At 59.9% G+C, this 23,151-nt stretch carries 19 protein-coding genes and 1 rRNA gene; 11 read left to right on the top strand and 9 right to left on the bottom strand.

Annotation, left to right across the window (positions count from 1 at the left end; genetic code table 11):
• The first annotated feature begins 68 nt into the window (after positions 1-68).
• The 4 genes from rrf to JFT81_RS19020 all read left to right on the top strand — a co-directional run bounded on the left by rrf (position 69) and on the right by JFT81_RS19020 (position 3,899).
• Positions 69-184, top strand: a 5S ribosomal RNA gene (gene rrf, locus JFT81_RS19035).
• Between the two features lie 149 nt (positions 185-333).
• Entirely contained in the window at positions 334-993 is a 660-nt protein-coding gene (locus JFT81_RS19030; protein WP_201228502.1) for a paraquat-inducible protein A, read from the top strand.
• The gene (locus JFT81_RS19025) at positions 980-1,603 is read left to right on the top strand and encodes a paraquat-inducible protein A (RefSeq protein ID WP_201147713.1); all 624 of its coding nucleotides are present in this window, start codon (positions 980-982) and stop codon (positions 1,601-1,603) included. The genes JFT81_RS19030 and JFT81_RS19025 overlap by 14 nt, the downstream gene beginning before the upstream one ends.
• Positions 1,596-3,899 (top strand): MlaD family protein, encoded by a 2,304-nt coding sequence (locus tag JFT81_RS19020; RefSeq protein WP_201228501.1) that lies wholly within the window; start codon positions 1,596-1,598, stop codon positions 3,897-3,899. Before JFT81_RS19025 ends, JFT81_RS19020 begins: the two co-directional genes overlap by 8 nt.
• A gap of 219 nt (positions 3,900-4,118) precedes the next feature.
• Here JFT81_RS19020 and mksF read toward each other — a convergent pair whose 3' ends face one another.
• From mksF to mksB, 3 genes are read right to left on the bottom strand one after another with little or no spacing between them, the layout of a single operon-like run.
• Entirely contained in the window at positions 4,119-6,959 is a 2,841-nt protein-coding gene (mksF, locus tag JFT81_RS19015) for an Mks condensin complex protein MksF (RefSeq protein ID WP_201228500.1), read from the bottom strand.
• The gene (gene mksE, locus JFT81_RS19010; RefSeq protein ID WP_158836229.1) at positions 6,956-7,657 is read right to left on the bottom strand and encodes an Mks condensin complex protein MksE; all 702 of its coding nucleotides are present in this window, start codon (positions 7,655-7,657) and stop codon (positions 6,956-6,958) included. The genes mksF and mksE overlap by 4 nt, the downstream gene beginning before the upstream one ends.
• Entirely contained in the window at positions 7,647-8,939 is a 1,293-nt protein-coding gene (gene mksB, locus JFT81_RS19005; RefSeq protein WP_201228499.1) for an Mks condensin complex protein MksB, read from the bottom strand. Before mksB ends, mksE begins: the two co-directional genes overlap by 11 nt.
• A gap of 256 nt (positions 8,940-9,195) precedes the next feature.
• On the opposite strand from mksB, the gene JFT81_RS19000 reads away from it, so the two are divergent.
• Positions 9,196-9,945 carry an energy transducer TonB gene (locus tag JFT81_RS19000; RefSeq protein WP_201230584.1) on the top strand — a complete coding sequence of 250 codons (750 nt, stop codon included), beginning with the start codon at positions 9,196-9,198 and terminating at the stop codon, positions 9,943-9,945.
• On the top strand, positions 9,938-10,390 hold the full coding sequence (rimI, locus tag JFT81_RS18995) for a ribosomal protein S18-alanine N-acetyltransferase (protein WP_201147709.1): 453 nt from the start codon (positions 9,938-9,940) through the stop codon (positions 10,388-10,390). Before JFT81_RS19000 ends, rimI begins: the two co-directional genes overlap by 8 nt.
• 129 nt (positions 10,391-10,519) lie before the next feature.
• Here the strand turns inward: rimI and JFT81_RS18990 are convergent, their stop codons facing one another.
• The gene (locus tag JFT81_RS18990; protein WP_201228498.1) at positions 10,520-10,924 is read right to left on the bottom strand and encodes a serine kinase/phosphatase; all 405 of its coding nucleotides are present in this window, start codon (positions 10,922-10,924) and stop codon (positions 10,520-10,522) included.
• Positions 10,925-11,065: 141 nt separating this feature from the next.
• On the opposite strand from JFT81_RS18990, the gene can reads away from it, so the two are divergent.
• Complete coding sequence (gene can, locus JFT81_RS18985; RefSeq protein WP_201228497.1) at positions 11,066-11,710, top strand: carbonate dehydratase; 645 nt, start codon at positions 11,066-11,068, stop codon at positions 11,708-11,710.
• A 7-nt stretch (positions 11,711-11,717) separates the two neighbouring features.
• Here can and JFT81_RS18980 read toward each other — a convergent pair whose 3' ends face one another.
• The 4 genes from JFT81_RS18980 to JFT81_RS18965 all read right to left on the bottom strand — a co-directional run bounded on the left by JFT81_RS18980 (position 11,718) and on the right by JFT81_RS18965 (position 17,018).
• A complete protein-coding gene (locus JFT81_RS18980) occupies positions 11,718-12,242 on the bottom strand; it encodes a lysine methyltransferase (protein ID WP_201228496.1) in 525 nt (174 codons plus the stop codon).
• A 179-nt stretch (positions 12,243-12,421) separates the two neighbouring features.
• On the bottom strand, positions 12,422-13,609 hold the full coding sequence (locus JFT81_RS18975; RefSeq protein WP_201228495.1) for a hypothetical protein: 1,188 nt from the start codon (positions 13,607-13,609) through the stop codon (positions 12,422-12,424).
• A 119-nt stretch (positions 13,610-13,728) separates the two neighbouring features.
• Positions 13,729-15,426 (bottom strand): acid phosphatase, encoded by a 1,698-nt coding sequence (locus JFT81_RS18970; RefSeq protein WP_201228494.1) that lies wholly within the window; start codon positions 15,424-15,426, stop codon positions 13,729-13,731.
• A 173-nt stretch (positions 15,427-15,599) separates the two neighbouring features.
• Positions 15,600-17,018, bottom strand: coding sequence for a TIGR00366 family protein (locus JFT81_RS18965; protein ID WP_201228493.1), 1,419 nt, complete (start codon positions 17,016-17,018; stop codon positions 15,600-15,602).
• 350 nt (positions 17,019-17,368) lie between these two features.
• Between JFT81_RS18965 and JFT81_RS18960 the strand changes: the two genes are divergently transcribed.
• On the top strand, positions 17,369-18,682 hold the full coding sequence (locus tag JFT81_RS18960) for an MFS transporter (protein WP_201228492.1): 1,314 nt from the start codon (positions 17,369-17,371) through the stop codon (positions 18,680-18,682).
• A 40-nt stretch (positions 18,683-18,722) separates the two neighbouring features.
• On the opposite strand, the gene JFT81_RS18955 is transcribed toward JFT81_RS18960, so the two are convergent.
• Positions 18,723-20,093 (bottom strand): gluconate:H+ symporter, encoded by a 1,371-nt coding sequence (locus tag JFT81_RS18955; RefSeq protein WP_201228491.1) that lies wholly within the window; start codon positions 20,091-20,093, stop codon positions 18,723-18,725.
• A gap of 239 nt (positions 20,094-20,332) precedes the next feature.
• Here JFT81_RS18955 and JFT81_RS18950 point away from each other — a divergent pair, with 239 nt between their 5' ends.
• The 3 genes from JFT81_RS18950 (at position 20,333) to JFT81_RS18940 (ending at position 23,143) form a co-directional block, all read left to right on the top strand.
• Positions 20,333-21,649, top strand: a complete 1,317-nt coding sequence (locus JFT81_RS18950) for a PAS domain-containing methyl-accepting chemotaxis protein (RefSeq protein ID WP_201228490.1) — start codon at positions 20,333-20,335, stop codon at positions 21,647-21,649.
• A gap of 187 nt (positions 21,650-21,836) precedes the next feature.
• Complete coding sequence (locus JFT81_RS18945; protein WP_201228489.1) at positions 21,837-22,436, top strand: flavin reductase family protein; 600 nt, start codon at positions 21,837-21,839, stop codon at positions 22,434-22,436.
• 74 nt (positions 22,437-22,510) lie between these two features.
• Positions 22,511-23,143 (top strand): LysE family transporter, encoded by a 633-nt coding sequence (locus JFT81_RS18940; RefSeq protein WP_201228488.1) that lies wholly within the window; start codon positions 22,511-22,513, stop codon positions 23,141-23,143.
• The last annotated feature ends 8 nt before the right edge of the window (positions 23,144-23,151 follow it).

The raw sequence follows: 23,151 nt of genomic DNA, 5'->3' as shown, positions 1-23,151 counted from the left end.
ACCGAAAACTATCCCATACCCAATTTGCTGAAGCGAGGCCATCTGGCCACGGTTCGGTACCCGAATTTCTTGACGACCATAGAGCGTTGGAACCACCTGATCCCATCCCGAACTCAGCAGTGAAACGATGCATCGCCGATGGTAGTGTGGGGTTTCCCCATGTGAGAGTAGGTCATCGTCAAGATTAAATTCCGAAACCCCAATTGCGAAAGCAGTTGGGGTTTTGTTTTGCCCGCAGGAAAGTTTTTTGCTCGCGATAGCGAACAAATTTGCACAGTTATTTTCGAATCAGAACACTAGAATAGTCCCACCTTTTTCGGAGCCAGAGCCTTTATGTCAGAGTCGGTTGACGCTCCCGAGCTGTCAGATTTACCGCTGGAAGACTTGGTGGCCTGTCATGAGTGCGACCTGCTGATGCGCAAGCCAACGCTTGCCCACGGCGAGAAAGCCCTCTGCCCACGCTGCGGTTACGAGTTGTACGCTCACCGCCATAACGTGGTGCAGCGCAGCCTTGCCTTGGTCATCGCGGCATTGCTGTTGTACATACCGGCAAACTTTTTACCCATCATGCAACTCAATATCCTCGGACAGTCATCACAGGATACGGTCTGGAGCGGCGTGCTCGGCCTGTTCAACACTGACATGAAGGGTGTTTCGATCGTCGTATTCCTGTGCAGCATGGCAATTCCGCTGCTCAAGTTGCTGTGCCAATTGTTTGTGCTGTTGACGATCCGCTTCAACATCGGCCGCAGTTACGGCTTGCTGCTGTATCGCATTTACCACCACCTCAAAGACTGGGGCATGCTCGAGGTTTACCTGATGGGGGTGTTGGTAGCAATCGTCAAACTGGCGGACATGGCAGCCATCACCGTAGGCCTCGGCCTGGTGTGCTTCATCGGCTTGCTGTTGATACAGGTCTGGTTGGAGGTGGTGATGTCGCCGCATCAGATCTGGCAGTCGTTATCAGGAGAGGATGCTCATGCGGGCGATTGATGCGGGCATTCTGATTTGTACCGAATGCCATGAATTGAATAAACAGGAAGCGGATACCGACGAGCAGACCTGCACCCGCTGCGGTGCACTGGTTCACGCTCGCCGACCCAATAGTCTGGGCCGAACCTGGGCACTGCTGATCACCGCAGCGATTATTTATATCCCGGCCAACGTGTTGCCAATCATGACTGTCAGTTCTTTGGGGCAGGGTGATCCGAGTACCATCATGTCCGGCGTGATCCAGTTGGTACAGCACGGCATGATTCCGATTGCGGCCGTGGTGTTCATCGCCAGTATTCTGGTGCCGACTTTCAAACTGGTTGGCATCGCATTGCTGCTGTTTTCGGTGCAGCGGCGTCAGCCGTTGTCTGCACGCCAGCGTATCTGGATGTACCGCTTCATCGAGTTCATTGGCCGCTGGTCGATGCTCGATATATTTGTGATCGCCATTCTGGTGGCGGTGGTCAACTTCGGCCGGCTTGCCAGTGTCGAAGCCAATCTTGGCGCCATCGCCTTCGCCAGTGTGGTGATTCTGACGATGCTTGCTGCAGTAACTTTCGATCCCCGACTGATTTGGGATAACACGGAGTCGGACGACGACCATGACTGATTTGCCCGTAGCGAAAACCCGACCGGCCTCGAACTGGTCCGCCATTTGGGTCCTTCCCTTGATCGCGTTGATTATCGGCGGCTGGCTGGGCTGGCGTGCCTATTCCGAAACCGGTATCGAGATCCAGGTGCGCTTTGAAAGTGGTGAAGGCATCCAGGCCAACAAGACCGAGGTCATGTACAAAGGCATGTCGGTCGGTAAGGTCAAGGCGCTCAAGCTCGACGATGAAGGCAACTCCAAAGGGGTGATCGCCACCATCGAAATGAACAAGGACGTCGAGCAGTACCTCAAGACCAGCACACGCTTTTGGCTAGTCAAACCGAGTGTGACCCTGGCCGGTATCACCGGTCTGGAGACATTGGTTTCAGGTAACTATGTGGCCATCAGCCCAGGTGAAGGCGAGCCGGTACGCAAGTTCAAGGCACTTGCCGAAGAGCCGCCGCTGTCCGATGCCAAACCTGGCCTGCACCTGACCATCAAGGCTGATCGACTGGGTTCGTTGAACCGTGGCAGTCCGGTGTTCTACAAGCAGATCAAGGTCGGCCAGGTCAAAAGCTACCTGCTTTCCGAAGATCAAAGCACGGTTGAACTCAAAGTCTTCATTGAGCCGACCTACGCCAAACTCGTGCGCAAACATACACGCTTCTGGAACGCCAGCGGCATCAGCATCGACGCCAATCTCTCCGGGGTAAAAGTGCGCAGCGAGTCCCTGGCGAGCATCGTTGCTGGCGGTATCGCCTTCGCTACGCCGGAGAACCGCAAAGACAGTCCGCCGACTGATCCAAGCCTGCCGTTCCGTCTCTACGAGGACTTTGATGCCGCCGCTGCCGGCATTCGCGTGAAGGTCAAACTCAGCGACTTCGAAGGGCTCCAGGCTGGCCGCACGCCGGTGATGTACAAAGGCATTCAGGTCGGCAACATGAAAGCGCTGAAGATCGACCCTGATCTGTCCAGCGCTACCGCCGAGTTGACGCTCGATCCGCTGGCCGAAGACTATCTCGTGGATGGCACGCAGTTCTGGGTGGTCAAGCCATCGATCTCTCTGGCTGGCATCACCGGGCTGGAGGCATTGGTAAAAGGTAACTACATCGCCGTACGTCCGGGCGATAAGGGCGGTGCACCTAAACGCGAATTCGAGGCGCGGCCAAAAGCTCCGCCGTTGGATTTGCGCTCTCCGGGCCTGCATCTGGTGTTGTTCACCGACACGCTTGGCTCGATCGATGTCGGCAGCCCGATTCTGTACAAGCAGGTCAAGGTGGGTTCGGTACAGAGCTATCAGTTCTCCAAGACTCGCAAGCAGATCATCGTCGGTGTGCACATCGAGAAGGAATACGAAAACCTGGTCAACGCCTCGACGCGTTTCTGGAACGTCAGCGGTGTCACGCTGACCGGCGGTTTGACCGGCGGGATTCAGGTGAAGAGCGAGTCTTTGCAAACCCTGATGGCCGGTGGCATTGCTTTTGAAACGCCGCAAGCCAAGGCACCGCTGCAGAAACGCATTCCACGTTTCCGCTTGTTCGCCAACCATGACGACGCCGATAAAAAAGGCGCCGTAGTGACGATCAAAGTCGATCGCGCCGACGGCTTGCGCAGCGGCACGCCGGTTCGTTTCAAGGGCCTGGATGTCGGCAAGATTGAAAGCGTTGATTTGGCTGACGACCTGCAATCGGTCCTGCTCACCGCACGGATCACCGAAGTACCGGAGAAAATCGCCCGGGTCGGCAGTCAGTTCTGGGTGGTCAAACCTGAGTTGGGTCTGATGAAAACGTCGAACCTGGAAACCCTGGTGACCGGCCAATATCTTGAAGTGCAACCGGCTGCCAAGAACCTTGGCCCGCAGAAAAACTTCGTTGCCTTGGCCAATGCGCCAGAAGTGACCAAGCAAGAGGCGGGTTTGAGCCTGGTCCTGAGCGCCGCTCGCCGTGGTTCGTTGAAACCCGGCGTGCCAGTGACCTACCGTGAAATCACTGTGGGCAAGGTCACCGGTTATGAGCTGGGCCAGACCGCCGACCGAGTGTTGGTGCATATCCTGATCGAGCCGAAATATGCGCCGTTGGTGCGCAGTGGCAGCCGCTTCTGGAACACCAGTGGTGTGGGCTTCGACATTGGCCTGTTCAACGGTTTGACGGTACGCACGGAGTCGCTTGAGACGGCGATTCAGGGCGGCATTGCCTTCGCCACGCCAGACGGCGAGCGCATGGGCAACCCGGCGCGGGCTGAACAAACCTTCCCACTGTTCGACAAGTTCGAGGATGAGTGGCTGACGTGGGCGCCGAAGATTTCGCTCGGCAAGTAATCAGGGAGTTGATGTCGCGTCTCTCAGGACGCCTTCGCGAGCAGGCTCGCTCCCACAGGGATTAGCGTCGAGCAAAATTTTTGTGCACACCGCCCATCCACTGTGGGAGCGAGCCTGCTCGCGAAGAGGCCTCAAAGCCCAGCACAAATCCCAAGCCATAAAAAAGGGCCGCGATCCAAGCAGATCGCGGCCCTTTTTATTGCCTTCAGCTAAAGCCGATCAAACCGCGTCCAGCTCCGGCTCATCCGCTTCAACATTGACGGTCGCCTTCACCGCATCATGGCGACGGATGTACTTCCAGTCCGCCTCATCAATGTAGATCCCCGCCGGGCCGCTGCCGCCCTCAAGGTCGATGGCGACACTGGCGCAAACCTGCGGCTTCACACTCGCCAGAATCGGCACGAAGCCCAATTGCAGACTGGTTTCCAGCAATGCTGCCTGGTTCTTCTCATCGATGTCCGCCGCTTCGTCGAGGTAATACGGCAAACGCACGCGGCCGGCCAGGTCGCGATCCATCAAGTGCAGCAACAAGTACATGTTGGTCAGCGCCTTGATGGTCATGGTCGTACCGTTGGACGCCGCGCCATCGATGTCGGTGTGGATCACCGGCTGGCCATTGACCTTGGTGATCTCGAACGCCAGCTCGAACAAGTCCTTGAGGCCGAGCTGGTTGTGGTTCGCCGCCACCAACCGCGCCAGGTATTCCTTGGCCTCTTCGTTCTTGTTGTCCTGTTCGGCGCTCTGGCTGAGGTCGAACACCGACAGGGTTTCGCCTTCTTCGTATTGACCGGCGCTGTGGATGATCTGGTCGATGTGCTTGAGCGCTTCCTTGTTCGGCGCAAGGACGATACGGAAGCTCTGCAGGTTGGAGACCTGACGCTTGTTGATCTCGCGGTTGAACAGCGCCAGTTGATGCTCAAGGCTGTCGTAGTCGCTACGGATGTTACGCAACGTGCGGGCGATATCGGTGACCGCCGCGCGACGGGCCTTGCCCAGCGTCAGCGCTTCATCGGTGCGGTGCGCGTAAGCGTTGATCAGCAGTGACAGACGGCGCTCCATATCGTCTTCGCTGTCGAACTTGGCCACGCCTTTGAGGCGTACCTGCGCGTAGAGCGCTTCGATCTGACCATCGGCGCGGAGCAAGCCTTGCCAGCTGTCCTGATAGTCGTTGAGCAGCGGCAGCAGGTTGTCCATCGAATCGTCGACCGGATCCATGAACGGCGTACCGAACGGCAAATCTGCCGGCAACAGCTGACGGCGGCGCAGCGCATCGTCGAGGGTGCGTTGCTTGGCTTCCATATCGGCGATCTGCCGGCCGACCAGTTGCAGCTTGGCCGACAGTTGCTGGACGCGCTCGGTGAAGGCATCGCTGGAACGCTTGAGTTCATCCTGCGCGCCTTCCATCTGCGCCAGTTGCTCGAGCTTGTCGCCTTCTTCAGCGCTCAGGGTCTGCGTGCGACGGAAGTCTTCCAGGGCTTTCTGCGCATCCAGCACTTGTTGATACAGCGCTTCGGTCTGGGTTTTGCTCGCGGCGCGGTCGGCGGCTACAGCCTGCTGGGTTTTCAGCTGCTTGAGCTCTTTTTCCAGACGCTCTTTCTGATCACGCAGCGCGGCACGGTCGGCCAATGCTTGCAGGGCTGGAGGCTCGATATTGGAGATATCGATCGACAGGCCCGGCACTTCGAAACGTTCACCCTTGAAGCCATCAAGAATCAGCTCGACCGATTTCACCCACTCGCCATCGTCGTCGAGGGTGATGCCGTGTTCGCCCAGCGGCAGGCTGAACAATGCGCTGTTGAACAGGCGCATCAGGCGTTCGACGTCCTGTTGCGAGAACTCTTCGCGCAGGCGGGCGTAGCTATTGTTGTCAGCGTGATCGAGTTGCTGCTTCACCGACTTCAGGCGTTTTTCCAGATCGCGCAGGCGCTCTTCCAGATCCTCGGCGCTGAATTGACGCGATTGCGCCAATGCACCGGCCAGTTCGTCGTGGGCGTCTTTGGCCGCGAGCAATTGTTGCTCCAGCACTTTGACGTCGTCGACCAAAGCAAAGCGATTCTTCAGGACCGACAGTTCGCCGAGCCAGCGCTGGATGCCGGAAATTTCCCGCTCCAGTCGCATCAGTTCCTGAGTGCCGCCGCGCTGATCGTTTTGCAGACTGTCCTGCTCGCCACGGTAGTGATCGGCCTGAATCGTCAGTTCTTCCTTGCGCGCACTGGCGTAGTCCGACCAGGTGCCGAGCAACGAGTCGAGCAGCGGCGACAGGCGATGCAGTTTGCCGCGCAGCACGTCGCGCTGTTTCACGCCGTTGGCCAAGGCCTCAACCAACGGGCCGGCAGCGACCAGCGAGTTATAGTCCTGCTCCATACGGCGTACGTCGCGGAAGGCTTCTTCGCACGCGGCGATGTAATCGACGCTGCCGGAACGCAGGCTGTGTTCGAAGGCATCGAGGAACAACTGCTTGAGCTTGGCCGCAGTGATTTCGCGCATGTGCAGCAGGTTGATGAACAGTGCGCGGAAGGTCTTCAGGCTCTGCTCGCTGGTGGAGCGCAGAGGGATCAGCGTCAGGTCGAGCGGGATCGACGTGTGACCGCCAACCAGCAAACGACGCAGTTCATCAGGTTTGAGTTCGTAGGCTTTCAGGCCTTCTTTCTCAAGGTTGCTGAACAGCTCTTTCTGGCGCAGGCAGGTGTCGTTTTTCTGGTAATGCGCCAGATCGAGCTTGCCGGCGTAGGCGAAGAACTGGTGACCGAAACCGCCGCCCGGGCCGCGACCGACCACGCCGATCACGTGCGGGCCGTGGGGCAGGTTCACTTCGACGAGGATGTAACTGGTGTCGGAGGCAAAGTAGAAGCGCCGCGATTGTTCGAGGCTGTACTTGCCGAAACTCATGTCCGACATGCGCGCCAGAATCGGGAACTGCAACGCGTTGATCGACGCCGATTTACCGAGGTTGTTCGCGCCGTAAACCGACAACGGCTCTTCCAGCGGGAACAGGCCGAGGCTGTAACCGGCGGTGTTCAAAAGGGCAAAGCGGCGGATGCCGTAGCGTTCCTGGCTCATGCGTCGGACTCCTGTTCTTCGGCAATGGCGCGGGCCAGTGCGTCTTCTTCGCTTTCTTCATCGAATTCGGTGAGATCCAGCGGATCGTCGGTTTCGAGGAATTTGGCCTCGGCTGCTTCGTCGATCAGCACTGGCGCCGGAAGCGGCAGTACGCTGTGCACGCTGGCCGCCAGATCGCGGTCTTGCTGCACCGACAGGCAGACGTCGAGGAAACGGTGCATCGGCGGCAGGAAACGGTAGACGCCGTTTTCTTCGCCGGCGAAACCCAGTTGGGTCATGCGGCGCATGATCTTTTCTTCGAGTTCTTCAACCGTTTGTACTTCGGCCTGAATGAACAGATCGCGGTATTTTTCCAGCAGCGATGGCAACTCTTCGCGGCCGAGGCTACCGCCATCGAGCACGGCGATCGGATCGCGGCCCTGATCGGCCAGATGCTCGACAAGGATGAAGGTGAACAGCGCCAGACGCTGGGCAGTCTTGTTCACCGCTGCGGCAGCCATGTCCGGTACGAAGTAATAGAAGCCACGGGTGTCGCAGACCAGTTCAAAACCCAGCGCCTTGAACAGCGTGCGGTATTGATCCTGGAAATTCGACAGTTGCGCGTACAGCTCCGGGTCGCGGCGGCTGACGTGGTAGCCCTTGAACAGCTCGCGGAAGATCGGCGCGAGTTGCGACAGTTCGGAAAGATCAAGTTGCATTTGAAGTACCTGCAGAGAGGGCGCTCGCAGAATCCTCGGCGGCACTGGCGCTGGCCGAGAGCAGGGCGAAGGAGCGCAGGCTGACCTGGTGCTCGTGAGTGTGATATTCGCGGCGTTCCAGACGCTCGCGCTTGAAGCGTTTTTCCCGCGACAGGCGCGAGAACCAGTAAAGCAATTCGTCGGTGGCGCCGTCCGGCTCCTGTTCCAGCAGCCAGACCATCAGGTCCGGCATTGGCAGGGCGTCTTCGCAACGGTCGAGCATCTCGCGCACGGTGCGCGGCGCACGTGGCGCCTCGCCTTTCTGGGTTTTGTGCGCCTTGGGGAAGCGCGCCGGTTTCGGCTCGAAGCGCGCCAACGCGTAAACGTAGGCCTCGACCTGACTGGCGCTGCCGAGGAAGGTGCTTTGCGGTCGAGTGAACAGCGGCATCGCCGCTTGCGGCACGGCATCGATACCCTTACGGCGAATCGCCGCCAGCGCAAGCGCGGCGCCACGGGTCACGGCGTTGTGTCGGCGTGCTTCTTCACGCAGCGGCAGCAGCAGTTCGCGGGCATGACGCAAGGTCAGTTGCGCGCTGGTCTGCATTTCGAGGATGCGCGCGTGGGTGCGCAGGAGCATGTCGTCATCGACCAGATGGCCGAGGCGCTGCTGCTCGCTGAGCATCTTCAGCAATACGGTTTCGACCTTGCGCACGCCTTGTTCGAAAGCGCCGTCGGCGTTCACCAGATCGATCATCGGCTCGACGTATTCGTCCCACGTCGCCAGTACTTCAGCGTAACGCTGACGCAATGGAATCTGCCGGTCGCTGGTCTTCGCGCGTTCGGCGACGGCCACCAGCGCCTGTTCGTCGTTGTCGAGCTTCTTCAACACGTCACGCACGCGCATGTCGAGCAGGCGCAACTGGCGGGCGAGGTCGTGGCCGTCGCGGATGTCGAACGCGTCCTGGATGTAACCGGCCAGACGCTCGAGGTGGCGCAGATAGGCTTCGATTTCCAGGCACAGGCCCAGCCGGTGCTCCCTGCGCAGGTACGCGAGGAAGTCGTGGATCTGCGCGTTCAGCTCGAAACGGTTCGGGCTTTTCGCCACCGGAATCAGAATGTCGAGGCGAATCCACACGTCGAGCAGGCTGGTGATGTCCTGCGGCGTGCTGTCCAGTTGTTGGGCGGCCAGTTGCGTGCGCAGTTCGTTGAGGCTCAATGTGCCTTGGTCGAAGTGCTCGCACAAAGGCTCCAGAAGCGCCCAGTGTTCAGCGAGGGCGCGCAAGACGCGCTTGGGTTCGATCATCGGAATGCCCGGCTGGTTGGCAATGAAAAGCGGCGATTGTACTGCATCACGAAGGATGCGATTCAGTCTCGGGACGGGCTGTCGCTTTTCTTTGAGTAAAGCGCTTGGATAAAGCACCTGGGTAGAACATCGCTCAAGGCTATCGATCAACAGCAAGCGATCTTGAGCGAAGGGCGGTAGAATCAGCCCACTTCAGTTATCCACAAGTGGCCGACCCTTGCTTATCGAGTCCCGCCGCCGCGCCTATTTGAACGCCATGCAGGTGGTCAATTGGCTGCCGCGCACCGAATTACCCTTCGCCGCGCCGTCCCGGCCCGAGCTGCTGGACATGCCCGAGCCTGAGATTGAGGTTGCGGTGGTGCTGGCGCCGCAGGCCGCCGCACCGGTACAAGCGGCGGCTGAGCGTCCGGCTGAGCGGCCGAAAATCGAAGTGCCGCGCCCATCGCTGGCAAGCACTCGCACTAATGCCAAACCGGTGGAGGAAGTCGACGACACGCCAGTGGTCGCGAAACCCGCGCCCGTGCCGCCGCCACGGTTTGCCCTGCAGTTGCTGCGCGCCGGGCGATGCCTGCTGCTGGTCGAGTTACCCACAGGCGAACCGTTCCAGTCGCGCGACCCCGCTTATCTGCTGCTCAAGGATATGCTGCGCGCCGCCGGTTTGCCGGAGGCGCCGCAGATCGTCGGCGAGCCGGTACGCTGGCCCTGGCTTAATCGCGGCACCATGGATCAGGGCCCGGAAGCGGCGCGCGACTTCGTCCAGGGTTTCCTCTCGGTGCAAATGGAAGCGGCACCGTGCACCTGTCTCTGGTTGATTGGCTTGCCGGCAATACGTTTCGCCGGTGAAGCGGATGCTGAAGCGTTCAATCGTGAATTGCAGATCGAAGGTCTGGGCTCGGCCTGGGCCATTCCCGGTCTGGAATTGTTAATGGAAGAGCCGCAGCGCAAAGCCGCTGTGTGGCAAGCCATGCGTCGGCTGATGGCGCGCTGGAAAGATATCAATGAGTGACGCTGTAACGTTTCGCCCGATGATCGAGGCGGACCTCGACGCTGTGCTGAAGATTGAATTCGCCGCGTACAGTCATCCGTGGACGCGCGGAATTTTTCTCGATGGCCTGGGCAAATATCAGATCTGGTTGATGTTCGAAGGTCAGCAACAGGTGGGTCACGGCGTGGTGCAGATCATTCTTGATGAGGCGCACCTCCTCAACATCACCGTCAAACCGGAGAATCAGGGGCGTGGGCTGGGGCTGACATTGCTTGAGCATTTGATGTCGCGAGCGTATGCGGCAGAAGCTCGAGAGTGTTTCCTGGAAGTGCGCGACAGCAATCGCTCGGCGTTCCGCTTGTATGAGCGTTATGGCTTCAACGAGATTGGTCGACGTCGTGACTACTATCCGGCAGTCGGCGGGCGCGAAGACGCCGTGGTCATGGCCTGCACTCTGGTTGACTGATTGCCTTTAAAAGCATCGCGAGCAGGCTCGCTCCCACACTGGATTTGATTCGCATACAAATTTTGTGATCAATCCAAAAAACTGTGGGAGCGAGCCTGCTCGCGAAAGCATCCTGTCAGGCAACGCAGATCAGCGATTACCATCCAGCGGATCACGCCGCGCCAGCTCTGCCTCATCCAGCCCATTGCCGCCGCCGATGTCATCCTCATCGACAATGCTCAAATCCCAATCGGCCTGATTGCCTTCACCAGCCTCTTCGGCATCCCGTGCACCGTCCTCATGGATCAAGGTTTCCGGGCTCATATCATCGTCGGTCGGTTCGTGGTCAGCGGTCGATGCACCCGTGAAGCCCGCTTCACGCACGCGCTCGTCAGGCATTAGTTGTTCGCGCTCACGCTCGGGCAGTTCATCACCAATCTTCGCGCTGGGTTCGTCTTCATCGAAATCCAGCTCGTGCACCGAACCCATGCGGTCTTCGTTATCATCGATGGGCTCCGGTTGCACCGCATCGTAAGGGCGTCGTGAATCAGTCATGGCAAATCCTCATACTGTGGGCCTTACTAAGGTGGACTCACCGGGCACACGAGAATTCCAACGAAATCACTTGCGATTCTGGCGTGACCCCGACGGACGGCCGTCTGTCACAGTTGCGCATCTTTCTTGAGGCCTTACAGCATGCATGACTTACAAGACCTGATTGATAACAACGAGCGTTGGGCTGACGCGATCACCAAGGAAGACCCGGATTTCTTCGCCAAACTGGCGCGCCAGCAAACGCCTGAGTACCTGTGGATCGGCTGTTCCGATGCGCGTGTGCCGGCCAACGAGATCGTTGGCATGCTGCCGGGCGATCTGTTCGTGCACCGCAACGTCGCCAACGTGGTGTTGCACACCGATCTCAACTGCCTGTCGGTGATCCAGTACGCGGTGGACGTGCTCAAGGTCAAACACATCCTTGTCACCGGCCACTATGGCTGCGGCGGTGTGCGCGCCTCGATGCAGGACCGTCAGCTCGGCCTGATCGATGGCTGGCTGCGCTCGATCCGCGATCTGTACTACGACAAGCGCGATGAGCTGGCCAAGCTGCCGACCGAAGAAGAGCGCGTCGATCGTCTGTGCGAACTCAACGTGATTCAGCAAGTGGCCAACGTCGGCCATACCAGCATTGTGCAAAACGCCTGGCATCGCGGGCAGAGCCTGTCGATTCACGGTTGCATCTATGGCATCAAGGACGGTCGCTGGAAAAGCCTGAACGCCACCATCAGCGGTTTCGAACAGTTACCGCCGCAATACCGTTTGCGACCTGTCGGCGCGCCATAAAGGCGTTTCAGCGCCAGCTTGAGTGGCGCCAGCGCTGCAAAAACTGCTGGCCTTCGAGGTTGGGTGGATCGTCGTAGCCGGTGATCCACCCGCGACAAAGGGATGAGCCGCAATCACAGGCGAACTGGTGCAAGAGTTTGTCTTCGGTGGCGGCGTAGTCCATGGTCAACCGTTCGCTGCTGAGGATATCTATCAGCGACCAAAGCCATAGCTCGCTCAAGTCGAGAAACACGTTGGGATTGCAGGAGTGTTTCAGCAGGCCGCAGAAACGCGGGTCGTAGAGGTGGATGCCGGGTTGCAGTTGTCGGCTCTGGCGACATCGGTAAGGCAGCAATTGCCCCGACACTCGGCACATCCGGCTGATGCGCAGAAAATCCCGTCGCGCCACCACCCCTGTGGCGATGCCGGCGTCGTCATGCATGACTTCGAAATCGCGGCTGGACGGGAAGCCCAGGCGCACAGGCAATGCGGCGAACGGATATACCCCCTGTTCATCCCGTGACTGGCGGGCCTGAAGAGCGTGGCTGTTCATAACGTTCCTTGTCGAGCGGGTGCTGCGACTCCCGAAGGCTGACGTCCTGTCAGTCCTGCAACACGTGTGCGGAGCCAATCGTCGCGCATGTGTCACGACAGATCTACTGTCAGATCTGACAGGCGAGTTAGACGCATCCCCGCGTCAGACATGGCTGACACGGGAATGGCCAACGTCGCTTACAGGTACGGCGCCGGCACGGCACTTTCTGGCAATGGCGCCTGCAATTGCTTGAGTTGTGCCTTGATTGGCGTCGAAGCGCATTGGGTCACTGCCTGTTGCTCACTCAGGTTCCGGATCGAGGTGTAGAACAGCTCGCAGGTTTTAACCTTCTGCGTGACTTGCCAGGTTCGGGTGCAGTTATCGAGCGTGGTTTGCGCATTGCTCGTCAGTTTGCTGCCCATGTCGGCCTGCCAGCAGGCGGCGCTCAAATCCTGCCCCATCACTTTCAGGCCGGCAGCATCGGCTTTGGCCTGCGCATCGTCGCCGGTATAGCTTTTCGGATCGGCGGCGTACCAGATATAACTCGGGTGGTTCGAGCCGAGCACCGGTACGTTCACGCCTGCGCTGGGGCTGATGGTTGCCAGGCCCAAAACGTTCACGGTCGGCCCATATTGCTGCTTGATCCAGTTACGCACTGGCGCGCCGAAAGCGACCATCGGCAGCGTCGTGCCTTTGGCGGTCTGACTGAACTGTTTGACCAGCGTAGTCTGGTATTCCTTGAAGTAGTCGTAGACGCCTTCCAGGTCACTGCCGGCGTTGGCCGGCGCGGCAATCGGCGCGATGTCGATGATGGTCTGATAGGCCGGGGTCTGTTCGGCAGGGATGCCATTGACCGTCAGCAGCGTTGCCCAGCGATCGGTGGTGTTGGAACGCAGATAGTCCTGCGCCTGGGTCAACGAGTAATCCGGCGGGAAGTGCAGCAGCTCGATGCTCTTGCGATTTTCCAGTGCCATACCCAGCGGCAGGAACAGATACCAGCTGTAGGCCCATTTACCGTCGGCGTTGAGCTTGCTGGCGCCGGTGTACGCCAGGTCGCCGGCATCGAGCAGCGCCGCCAATGGCTTGTCGTAACCTTTCGGCACGCCGCTGATTTCGGCATAGAGCTGGCCGTTATCGTTTTTCACCAACACTTTCGCATGGGTATAGCCGTCGCGTTGCACGCTCTGGCTCAGGTAATGCGCGACGGTCTGCTCCAGCGACCAGTTGCGAAAGCAGATCACGCTGCAATTGTTGGGGTAAGCGAAGAGGCGGGTGACGCGTTCGGTACTGCCCAGTTTCAGGTCGACATCGGCGTGGGCGGCGGCGCTCAGGGTAAGCGCGGCGAGGGCCAGTGTGGCGGGGATAAGTCCTGTGAGTTTGAACATGCTCAGATCCTTTTCAGCGTGAGTCCCCCACGGTCGGGGGCGCCTCATAGTGGATCAGCCGTGCGGCACAGAGAAGTGGTCGGCCCGAGTTTTTTCGAGCCGACCCACAGGACTTTTCGTCAGACCGGAAAATGTAGCGCGTTGGTCAGATCGCCCATTGGTTTCTGGCCTCGGGCGGTCATCGCGTCATCGCGCATTTTCAGCCCGTCGAGGGTTTCCAGGGCAAACGTGCGCGTGATCAGGCGCAGGATCGAAGCGGTGTCATACACCGTGTGATCCACCGTGCCTTTGCGCGAGAACGGCGAAATCACCAGCGCCGGAATACGCGTCCCCGGGCCCCAGCGATCACCTTTCGGCGGAGCCACGTGGTCCCACCAGCCGCCGTTTTCATCGACGGTGATCACCACCACCATGTTTTTCCATTGCGGACTTTGCTGCAGCACTTTCAGCGCGCGGACGATATGCCGGTCGCCAGAAGCGATATCGGCGTATCCGGCGTGCATGTTCAGGTTGCCCTGAGGTTTGTAGAACGCGACTGCTGGCAGCTTGCCGGCCTCGGCATCGGCGAGGAACTTGTTGGTGCTCGACTCATCGCCCAGGCCACCGTCGCGCAGACGCTTGGCGCGCTCGGCCGGGTTTTCCGGGCCTTGGTTCTTGAAGTAGTTGAACGGCTGATGGTGGTACTGAAAATTGGGGATTTTCGGGATGTTGCCTGAATCCTTGTACTCGTCAATCGTGGCCTGCCATGCGCCGCCGTACCAGGCCCAGTCGACGTTCTTCTTCGACAGTTTGTCGCCGATATGCTCGTGCGTCTGTGGTACCAGCACGCTCGGCAATGGCTTGGCGTATTCCGGGCGCTCGGGGTCGCGAACCCAGGTCGGCCAGTACGGCGGGGCCATGGTGTTGACTGCGTAACCGTCAGGCGTCAGCAGGCTCGGACCGAATTGCGGCGGGCCGGTCATGGCGCTGGCTGGCGAGGTGTCGAGCGGCTTGAGACGATTGTCGGTCGGGTCGTCGCTTTGCAGGGTGGCGATTTGCGGTTTGGCAATCGAATTGGCGACATCCGGGTAGAACGGCACCTGCGCGCTTATCAGATATTGATGGTTCAGGTACGACCCACCGAAGGCGCCCTGGAAGAAGTTGTCGCAGAGCACAAACTCCCTGGCCACATCCCATAGACGCAGGGAATAACGCGTCTGGGCGTAATGGCCCATGGTCAGACCACCGGAGTCGGCCCAAGCGACAAAACGGTCATTCTTGCCGCCGTTGATCTGCATCTGATTCTGATAGAACACATGCCACAGATCGCGCGTCACCAGGCTTAAAGGCAAGTCTTCGCCCTGCGGGCCTTTGAGAGCGTAAGGCGCGTTGGGCAGGTGTTCCTGAAATTGCGTGCCGGCAGGGTAGATCACGCCATCGAGGGTTTGCGGGCCGACCTGATTCAGACCGCCCCAGACTGGCGGCAGGGTCGACAGCAGATTGCCGTCACGATCCCGTTGCGCGCCGTCTTCCGGCTTCAGCGCCGACAGCGGGTTTTCGACACCCGGGAAATCCGCAAACAGGTTATTGAAGCTGCGGTTTTCACCGTAGATGACCACGACGTTCTTCACGTTTTCGCGCAGGGCTTTATCCAGCTCGGCGGGCGTCAGCGGGCGCTCTACCGGTTTGCCGGAACTGTCGCCGGGATTACCGCAAGCGCTCAGTGTTGCGCCGACGCCGAGTACCGCAACACCGCCGAGGAAGCGGCGGCGGCTGGTGTCGGTGGGGTTATCGGATTCAGGTGCGGATGCGTCGATGCCGTCTGTTTCGTCTTTCATCTCGAAGTCCATTTTTTCGCTAAATTGTTTCAGCTTGTTTCGGGCGGACCCTAGCAAGGAAATATGACTGCTGGGTTACAAATCGTGCGGTGTCTAGTGTTCCTCTCCTGAACCTATTGCCCGTCGATCAAAACTGATTGCACCTGCATTGGAGCAGGTGCAATCCCATCAAGTCACGGCATTACCGGCGGCGTATACGCCAATGTCGTGCCCAACGCCCACAGCAGCAACAGCACCAGCGGCGTGTGCACCAGCAACTGCACGAACGAGAAACCGATCAAGTCCCGCGCTTTCAGCCCAAGCACACCGAGCAGCGGCAACATGTAGAACGGGTTGATCAGGTTCGGCAGCGCTTCGGCGGCGTTGTAGATCTGCACCGCCCAGCCGAGGTGATATTGCAGATCATTGGCCACCTGCATCACGTACGGCGCTTCGATGATCCACTTGCCGCCGCCGGACGGAATGAAGAAACCGAGAATCGCCGAGTACACGCCCATCAGCAGCGCATAAGTGTCGTGGGAAGCGATGCTGACGAAAAACGTCGAGATGTGGTGCGCGAGGGTTTGCGCATCGGCGCCTTTGACGGTGGTCATCAGCGCGGCAATCGAGCCGTACAACGGGAATTGAATCAGCACGCCGGTGGTGGTTGGCACTGCACGGGCCACCGCATCAAGAAAACTGCGCGGACGCCAGTGCAGCAGCGCGCCGAGCATGATGAACAGGAAGTTGTAGGTGTTGAGCCCGGAAATCGCGGTGATCGCCGGTTTGGTCGAAAACTCGTGGAACAGCCAACCCGCTGCCAGCAACACCAGCACGATGATCAGCAGCGGACTGTGTTCCAGCCATTCGCCCGGCCGGGTGCGCGGTTGCAGCGGCGGCAGGTTGAAGGCCGGGTCGATGCCGCAGGCCTTGGCGTCGCGCGCCGAGTTCGGGCCGGGCGCAGTGGCGTAGGCGATGATGATCGAAACCACGATCAGCGCCAGCAGCATGACGCCGGACTGCCAGAGGAAAATCGTTTCGGTGAACGGAATCACCCCGGTGATCGACAGAATCGATGGCGGCAGGCTGGCTGGGTTGGCCTGCAACTGCGCGGCCGACGACGACAGGCCCAGCGCCCAGACTGCGCCGAGGCCCAGATAAGCGGCGGCGCCAGCAGCGCGGTAATCCATTTTCAGATCGGTGCGGCGGGCGAGGGCGCGTACCAGCAAACCGCCGAAGACCAGCGAAAGTCCCCAGTTGAGCAACGAGGCGACCATCGAGATCAGCGCGACCCAGGCCACGGCGGAGCGGCCGTTTTTCGGGATGCGTGCCAGGCGATCAATCAGTTTGACGGCGGGTGGCGAGCTGGCGACCACGTAGCCGCCAATCACCACGAAGGCCATTTGCATGGTGAACGGGATCAGGCTCCAGAAGCCGTCACCGAAGGCCATCGCGGCGTCGGTGGGTTTGGCGCCCATGGCCAGCGTGGCCAGTGCCACGATGATGACGGCCAACGCGGCGAACACCCAGGAATCGGGAAACCAGCGTTCGGCAAAACTTGAACAGCGCAGGGCAAAGCGCGCAGAGCGGCTATCTTCGATATCAACGGCCACAGGAATACCTCGGATTTTTATGGTTATTGTGGGTCTACAGGAACAATCACTCCTCTGCGCAACACAGAGACTCCTTGTGGGAGCGAGCCTGCTCGCGTAGAGGTCGGCACATTCAACATCAAAGTTGCCTGAACTGACCCTTTCGCGAGCAGGCTCGCTCCCACAGGGGATTCCCATCGTTTGGCCGGCGCCGGCGTGGTCCCGCTGGACAGGCATTAACAGTAATTCAACTGCCGACGCTTTGTGAGCAGGTTTTGCAAAACCATGACTATGGTCTAACGGGTTGTCCACCAGCCCGTTTGCGTAGACCATGGGCGCCTTGGTTTTTGCCTGATCCAGAGTTCTTTGCCATGACTGCCCAACCCACGGCCAAACCTGCGCCGTTCAGCCGCTCCGACTACAAGACCCTCGGCCTTGCGGCCCTTGGCGGGGCGCTGGAGATTTACGATTTCATCATCTTCGTATTCTTCGCCCTGACCCTCAGCCAGCTGTTCTTCCCGCCAGAAATGCCCGAGTGGCTGCGCCTGCTGCAAAGCTTCGGCATCTTCGTCACCGGCTATCTGGCACGGCCACTGGGCGGAATCCTGATGGCGCATTTCGCCGACAAACTCGGGCGCAAGAAAGTCTTCAGCCTGAGCATCCTGATGATGGCGCTGCCGTGCCTGCTGATCGGGATCATGCCGACCTATGCACAGATCGGTTATTTCGCCCCCCTGTTGTTGCTGGCGCTGCGCATTCTGCAAGGGGCTGCCGTGGGCGGTGAAGTGCCGAGCGCGTGGGTGTTCGTCGCCGAACATGCGCCCACCGGGCATCGCGGTTATGCGCTGGGCTTTTTGCAGGCCGGCCTGACGTTTGGTTATCTGATCGGCGCGCTGACTGCGACTTTTCTGGCGCAAGTCTTCACCCCGACGGAAATCCTCGATTACGCCTGGCGCTACCCATTCCTGCTGGGCGGCGTGTTCGGCGTGATCGGTGTCTACCTGCGTCGCTGGTTGAGCGAAACCCCTGTGTTCATGGCCATGGAAGCGCAGCGCGAGGCGCGGGTCGAACTGCCGCTGCGCACGGTGCTGCGCGAGCATCGACTGGCGATGTGGCCGGCCATGCTGCTGACCTGCGTGCTGACCTCAGCAGTGGTGGTGTTCGTGGTGATCACCCCGACCATGATGCAGAAAACCTTCGGCATGACCGCCAGCCACACCTTCGCCCTGAGCGCATTGGGCATTGTCTTCCTCAATATCGGCTGCGTGCTCGCCGGGCTGCTGGTCGACCGCATCGGCGCGTGGCGCACGGTCATGCTCTATAGCCTGCTGCTGCCATTGGGCATCGCAGTGCTTTACGGCTGTCTGATCTCGGGCGGTCATTGGCTCGGTCTGGCCTACGCGGTGGCCGGTCTGGCGTGTGGTGTCGTAGGCGCGGTGCCGTCGGTGATGGTCGGGCTGTTCCCGGCACGCATTCGTGTGTCAGGCATCTCCTTTACCTACAACATTGCCTATGCGGCGTGGGCGAGCATCACCCCGTTGCTGCTGATCGGTCTGATGCCGTGGAGCCCCTGGATCTGCGTGATGTTCTGCGCGGTGATGGGCGCTGTGGGCATCATCAGCGCGGCATACTTCGGTTCGCGCATGAGCCGTGTCGGCAGCCAATCCGTGGCGCCCTGTTCATAACGACTGGCTGACAGCCTCAGCGTAAATAGCGCGGAGGCTGTCAGGTCAACCAATGCCACCACAGCAACGTCCCGACCAACCCCACCACCGACACAATGGTCTGCAGGATCGACCAGACCCAGATTGTCTGCTTGAGCTGCAAGCCAAAGTACTCGCGAACCATCCAGAAACCGGCGTCGTTCACGTGGCAGAAAAACACTGAACCGGCGCCAATCGCCAGCGCAACCAACGAGCTTTGTGTCGCTGCCAGCCCCGCCATCATCGGCGCCAGAATCCCCGCCGTCGTGGTGGTGGCGACCGTCGCCGAGCCTGTGGCCTGGCGCAATGCCACGGCGATCAACCAGGCCAGTAACAGATACGGCATGTGTGCGCCTTCGGCGACTTTGCTGATGGTCTGGCTGACGCCGGCATCCAGCAAGGTCTGCTTCAAGCCACCGCCGGCACCAATGGTCAGCAACAGCACGGCAATCGGCGCGAGGCTTTTGCGCAGAGTGCCGCCCACTTGATCGCGAGGCATGCCGTTGGCCCAGCCGAGGCAGATCACCGCCGCCATGACGGCAACGCCCAGCGCTACCAAAGGCTCACCGAAAAACTTCAGCGTCAGGGCGACGTTGCTTTCCGGGCTCATCGCGACTTTCGCCAGGGTGCTGCCAAGCATCAGCAACACCGGCAGCAGAATGATCATCATCGACATGCCGAAACCTGGCTGGCGCGGCGCTTTCGGCGGGGCGCTGAACAATGCGCCAAGCTCCGCCGGCTCATCGACGTGCATGCGTTTCGACAGCCAGTTGCCGTAGAGCGGTCCGGCCAGAATCACCGCCGGAATCGCGATGCTGAAACCCAACAACATGGTCAGCCCAAGGTCGGCATGCAAAGCGCTGACGGCGATCAGCGGCCCGGGATGCGGGGGCATCAAGGCATGTAGCGTGGTCATCCCGGCCAGCGCCGGAATCGCGATTTTCAACAGCGGCTGACCCGAACGCCGGGCCATGACGAAGATGATTGGCACCATCATCACCAGCCCCACTTCAAAGAACAGCGGCAAGCCAATCACCATCGCTACCAACGCCATGACCCACGGCAAGGACTTGCCTTTGCCCAGCCCGAGCAGGGTCGAAGCGATGCGATCGGCAGCACCGGACTCGGCCATCAGCGCACCGAGCATCGAGCCCAGTGCGATGATGATCCCGGCTTCACCGAGAATGGCCCCGGCGCCTTTGCTGAACGCCTTGGCAACGTCTTCTGGCGGTAAGCCTGCGCCAACGCCGGCAATAAAAGTGCCGATCAGGATCGATAGAAAGGGCGGAAGTTTAGTGGCGCTGATCAACACGATGATCGTCGCAATCGCGAGCAGGCAGCAGAGGATCAATCGGGTGTCATGAACCATCCAGGCAGCGGTCGATAAATCCAAGGCGGGACTCCTTATCGGGCAGATACCGGCAACATGTTGTTGCAATTTGCCTTGAGAATACCTGATCCGCCCGGGCCACAGCGCCGGGTTTTGTCATCGGTCTTTGGGGCAATGGATCAGGCCAGAGACCCGCCGAGATTATTTTTGACTGGCCAGTCTCAATCGCTCTTCAGAAAAGCATTCCAAGGCCGATGGTTAGCCTGCATCCCGCTTTCTACTCTGCCCATCGGTACCTTCCCATGTTCAACAAACGCTTGAAGCAAGAGCTGGCCGCTCTTCGTGAAGAACTCTCCAGCCTTGTGCAAGTGAAGGAAAGCCTGGAAAGCGAGATGCTGGTGCTGACCCTGGAGCCCGATGGACGGGTGCAGTCGGTCAACCAGAACTTCCTCAACGAGATGCTCTACAAGAACCACGACCTGATCGGTCGGGCTATTGAAGACATCGTGCCGGCCCATGTGAAGTCCGACGAATTCCACCACCGCTTCAAAAGCGCCATGACCCGCGGCGAGCATTTCGCCGGCGCCATACGCCTGCTTCGCGGCAATGGTGAAGAAGCGTGGCTGCGTTCGATCGTCCAACCGGTGCGTTCTTCGGACGGGCGGATCAAACACATTTCGATCTTCGCCAGCGACCTGACCCGCACCATCGAAGCCTCTCGCGAGCACGAAAACCTGATCGGCGCGCTGGTACGTTCCACCGCCGTCATCGAGTTCGACCTCAATGGCAACGTGCTCAACGCCAACGATCGCTTTCTCGGCGGCATGGGTTACAGCCTGGCGCAGATCAAGGGCAAACATCACCGACTGTTTTGCGAGGCGCAGGAATACAACAGCGCCGAGTATCAGAACTTCTGGCGTCGATTGAACAGCGGCGAGTTTGTCGCCGGCCGCTTCAAACGGGTCGACAGCCATGGTCGTACGGTGTGGCTGGAGGCGTCCTACAACCCGGTGGTCGACGCCAACAACAAACTGTACAAAGTGGTGAAGTTCGCCACGGTGATCACGGATCAGGTCAATCGCGAGCAAGCGGTTGCCGACGCCGCCAGCATTGCCTACAGCACGTCGCAGCAAACCGACAGCACTGCTCAGCGCGGCACCACCGTGGTAACCGAAGCGGTGAACGTGATGCGCGATCTTTCACGGCACATGCAGGCTGCCGGTGAAGGCATCGAAGCGCTGAACGAGCAGTCGCTGGTCATCGGTACCATCGTCAAAACCATCAGTGGGATTGCCGAGCAAACCAACCTGCTGGCGCTCAACGCGGCCATCGAAGCCGCCCGTGCCGGCGAACAGGGTCGCGGCTTTGCAGTGGTGGCTGATGAAGTGCGGCAACTGGCGTCGCGCACCAGCCAGGCGACCGAAGAAATCGTTGGCGTGGTCCGCCAGAACCAGGAAATGGCACGCAACGCCGTCGCGCTGATGGCCGATGGCAAGCTCCAGGCCGAACAAGGGCTGGCGCTGGCGGCGGAGGCGGGCACGGTGATCGTCGAGATTCAGGACGGCGCGCAGAAAGTCGTGGATGCGGTTGGCCAATTCGCCAACCAACTCTCCAACTGACCCGCACCGATCCCCTGTAGGAGCTGTCGAGTGAAACGAGGCTGCGATCCTTTGATCTCTTGATTTTAAGGATCAGAGCCCAGATCAAAAGATCGCAGCGTTCCGCAGCTCCTACAGGGTTTTTTCAGCAGCAGATCTTTCGGTGCTGGCGCTACAATCGGCTCCTTTGTCCCCGGAGCAGATCCCCATGAGCAACGCCCACCGCCGCCCGGTTCCTCTCAACAAAGCCTACCGCCTGCTCAATCACGGCCCAACCGTGCTGGTCAGCGCCGCCCATGATGGCCAGCGCAATATCATGGCGGCCGCCTGGGCTATGCCGCTGGATTTCGAACCGCCGAAAGTCGCCGTCGTGCTCGACAAATCCACCTGGACGCGACAACTGCTCGAAGCCTCCGGCACCTTCGTACTCAACGTGCCGTGCGTCAATCAGGCCGACATCGTGCAAACCGTCGGCAATACGTCGGGGCTGGAAATCACCCAAAGCCAGGGACAGGACAAGTTTCAGGCGTACGGCCTGCAAACCTTCAGCGGTGAGCAAGTCGAAGCGCCATTGCTCGACGGTTGCGTCGCCTGGCTCGAATGCCGTTTGCTGCCGGAGCCGCGCAACCACGAACAGTACGACCTGTTCCTCGCCGAAGTCATCGCCGCCCAAGCCGATGAACGCGTGTTCAGCGACGGGCGCTGGCATTTCGAAGGGCATGACGGTTTGCGCACCTTGCACCATGTGGCGGGTGGGCATTTCCTGAAGATTGGCGATGCGGTGGATGGCAAGACGCTAACGATTTGATGGTCGTTGATGGCAAAACGTTGCTGGATGTTGCAAGGTAGAGGGCATCGTCGAACCGATCAGGCGCGTGCCCCATGGATCTTTCCCTTTCGAGTTATCTGGCGCCGTTGCTGTCGCTGGCCCTGTTGTGGACGGTCGCCGTGGTCACGCCCGGGCCTAACTTCTTCAATATCGCCCAATTGGCGGTCAGCCGTTCGCGCCGCCATGGCGTCGTCGCGGCGCTCGGCGTCGCCAGCGGAACGGTGTTGTGGGGGCTGGCGGGTGGCCTGGGCATTCAGTCGCTGTTCAGTGCCGCGCCGACGCTGTACCTGAGCTTCAAGATTGCCGGCGGCTGTTACCTGATCTACCTCGGACTCAAGCAGTTCAAGCGCAAGACGCCGATCGTCCCTGGCACGCTCGATACCCCGGAGCAGACGTTGCTCGGCGCTTACGGGCGGGGCTTTCTGGGCAACATGACCAATCCCAAATCCGCACTGTTCGTCGCCACCATCTTCGCCACCGCCATGCCGGCTCACATCCCGCCACTGTTGCTGGCACTGGCGGTGATGACGATGGCGACGCTGTCGTTCAGCTGGTATTGCAGCGTGGCGCTGTTCTTCGCCAGTCGGCGGATCGCTGGTGTATACGAGCGGTCAAGGCAATGGCTGGATCGCTTCGCGGGCGGTTGCTATCTGTTGTTTGGTGCACATTTGGTGGCTAATCGCTGAGCCGAGCG

Origin of the sequence: Pseudomonas sp. TH43 (assembly GCF_016650635.1) — a bacterium.
Lineage (GTDB): Bacteria > Pseudomonadota > Gammaproteobacteria > Pseudomonadales > Pseudomonadaceae > Aquipseudomonas.
Note: the sequence above shows the minus strand (reverse complement) of the source record. Positions and strands in the feature narration are given on the sequence as shown.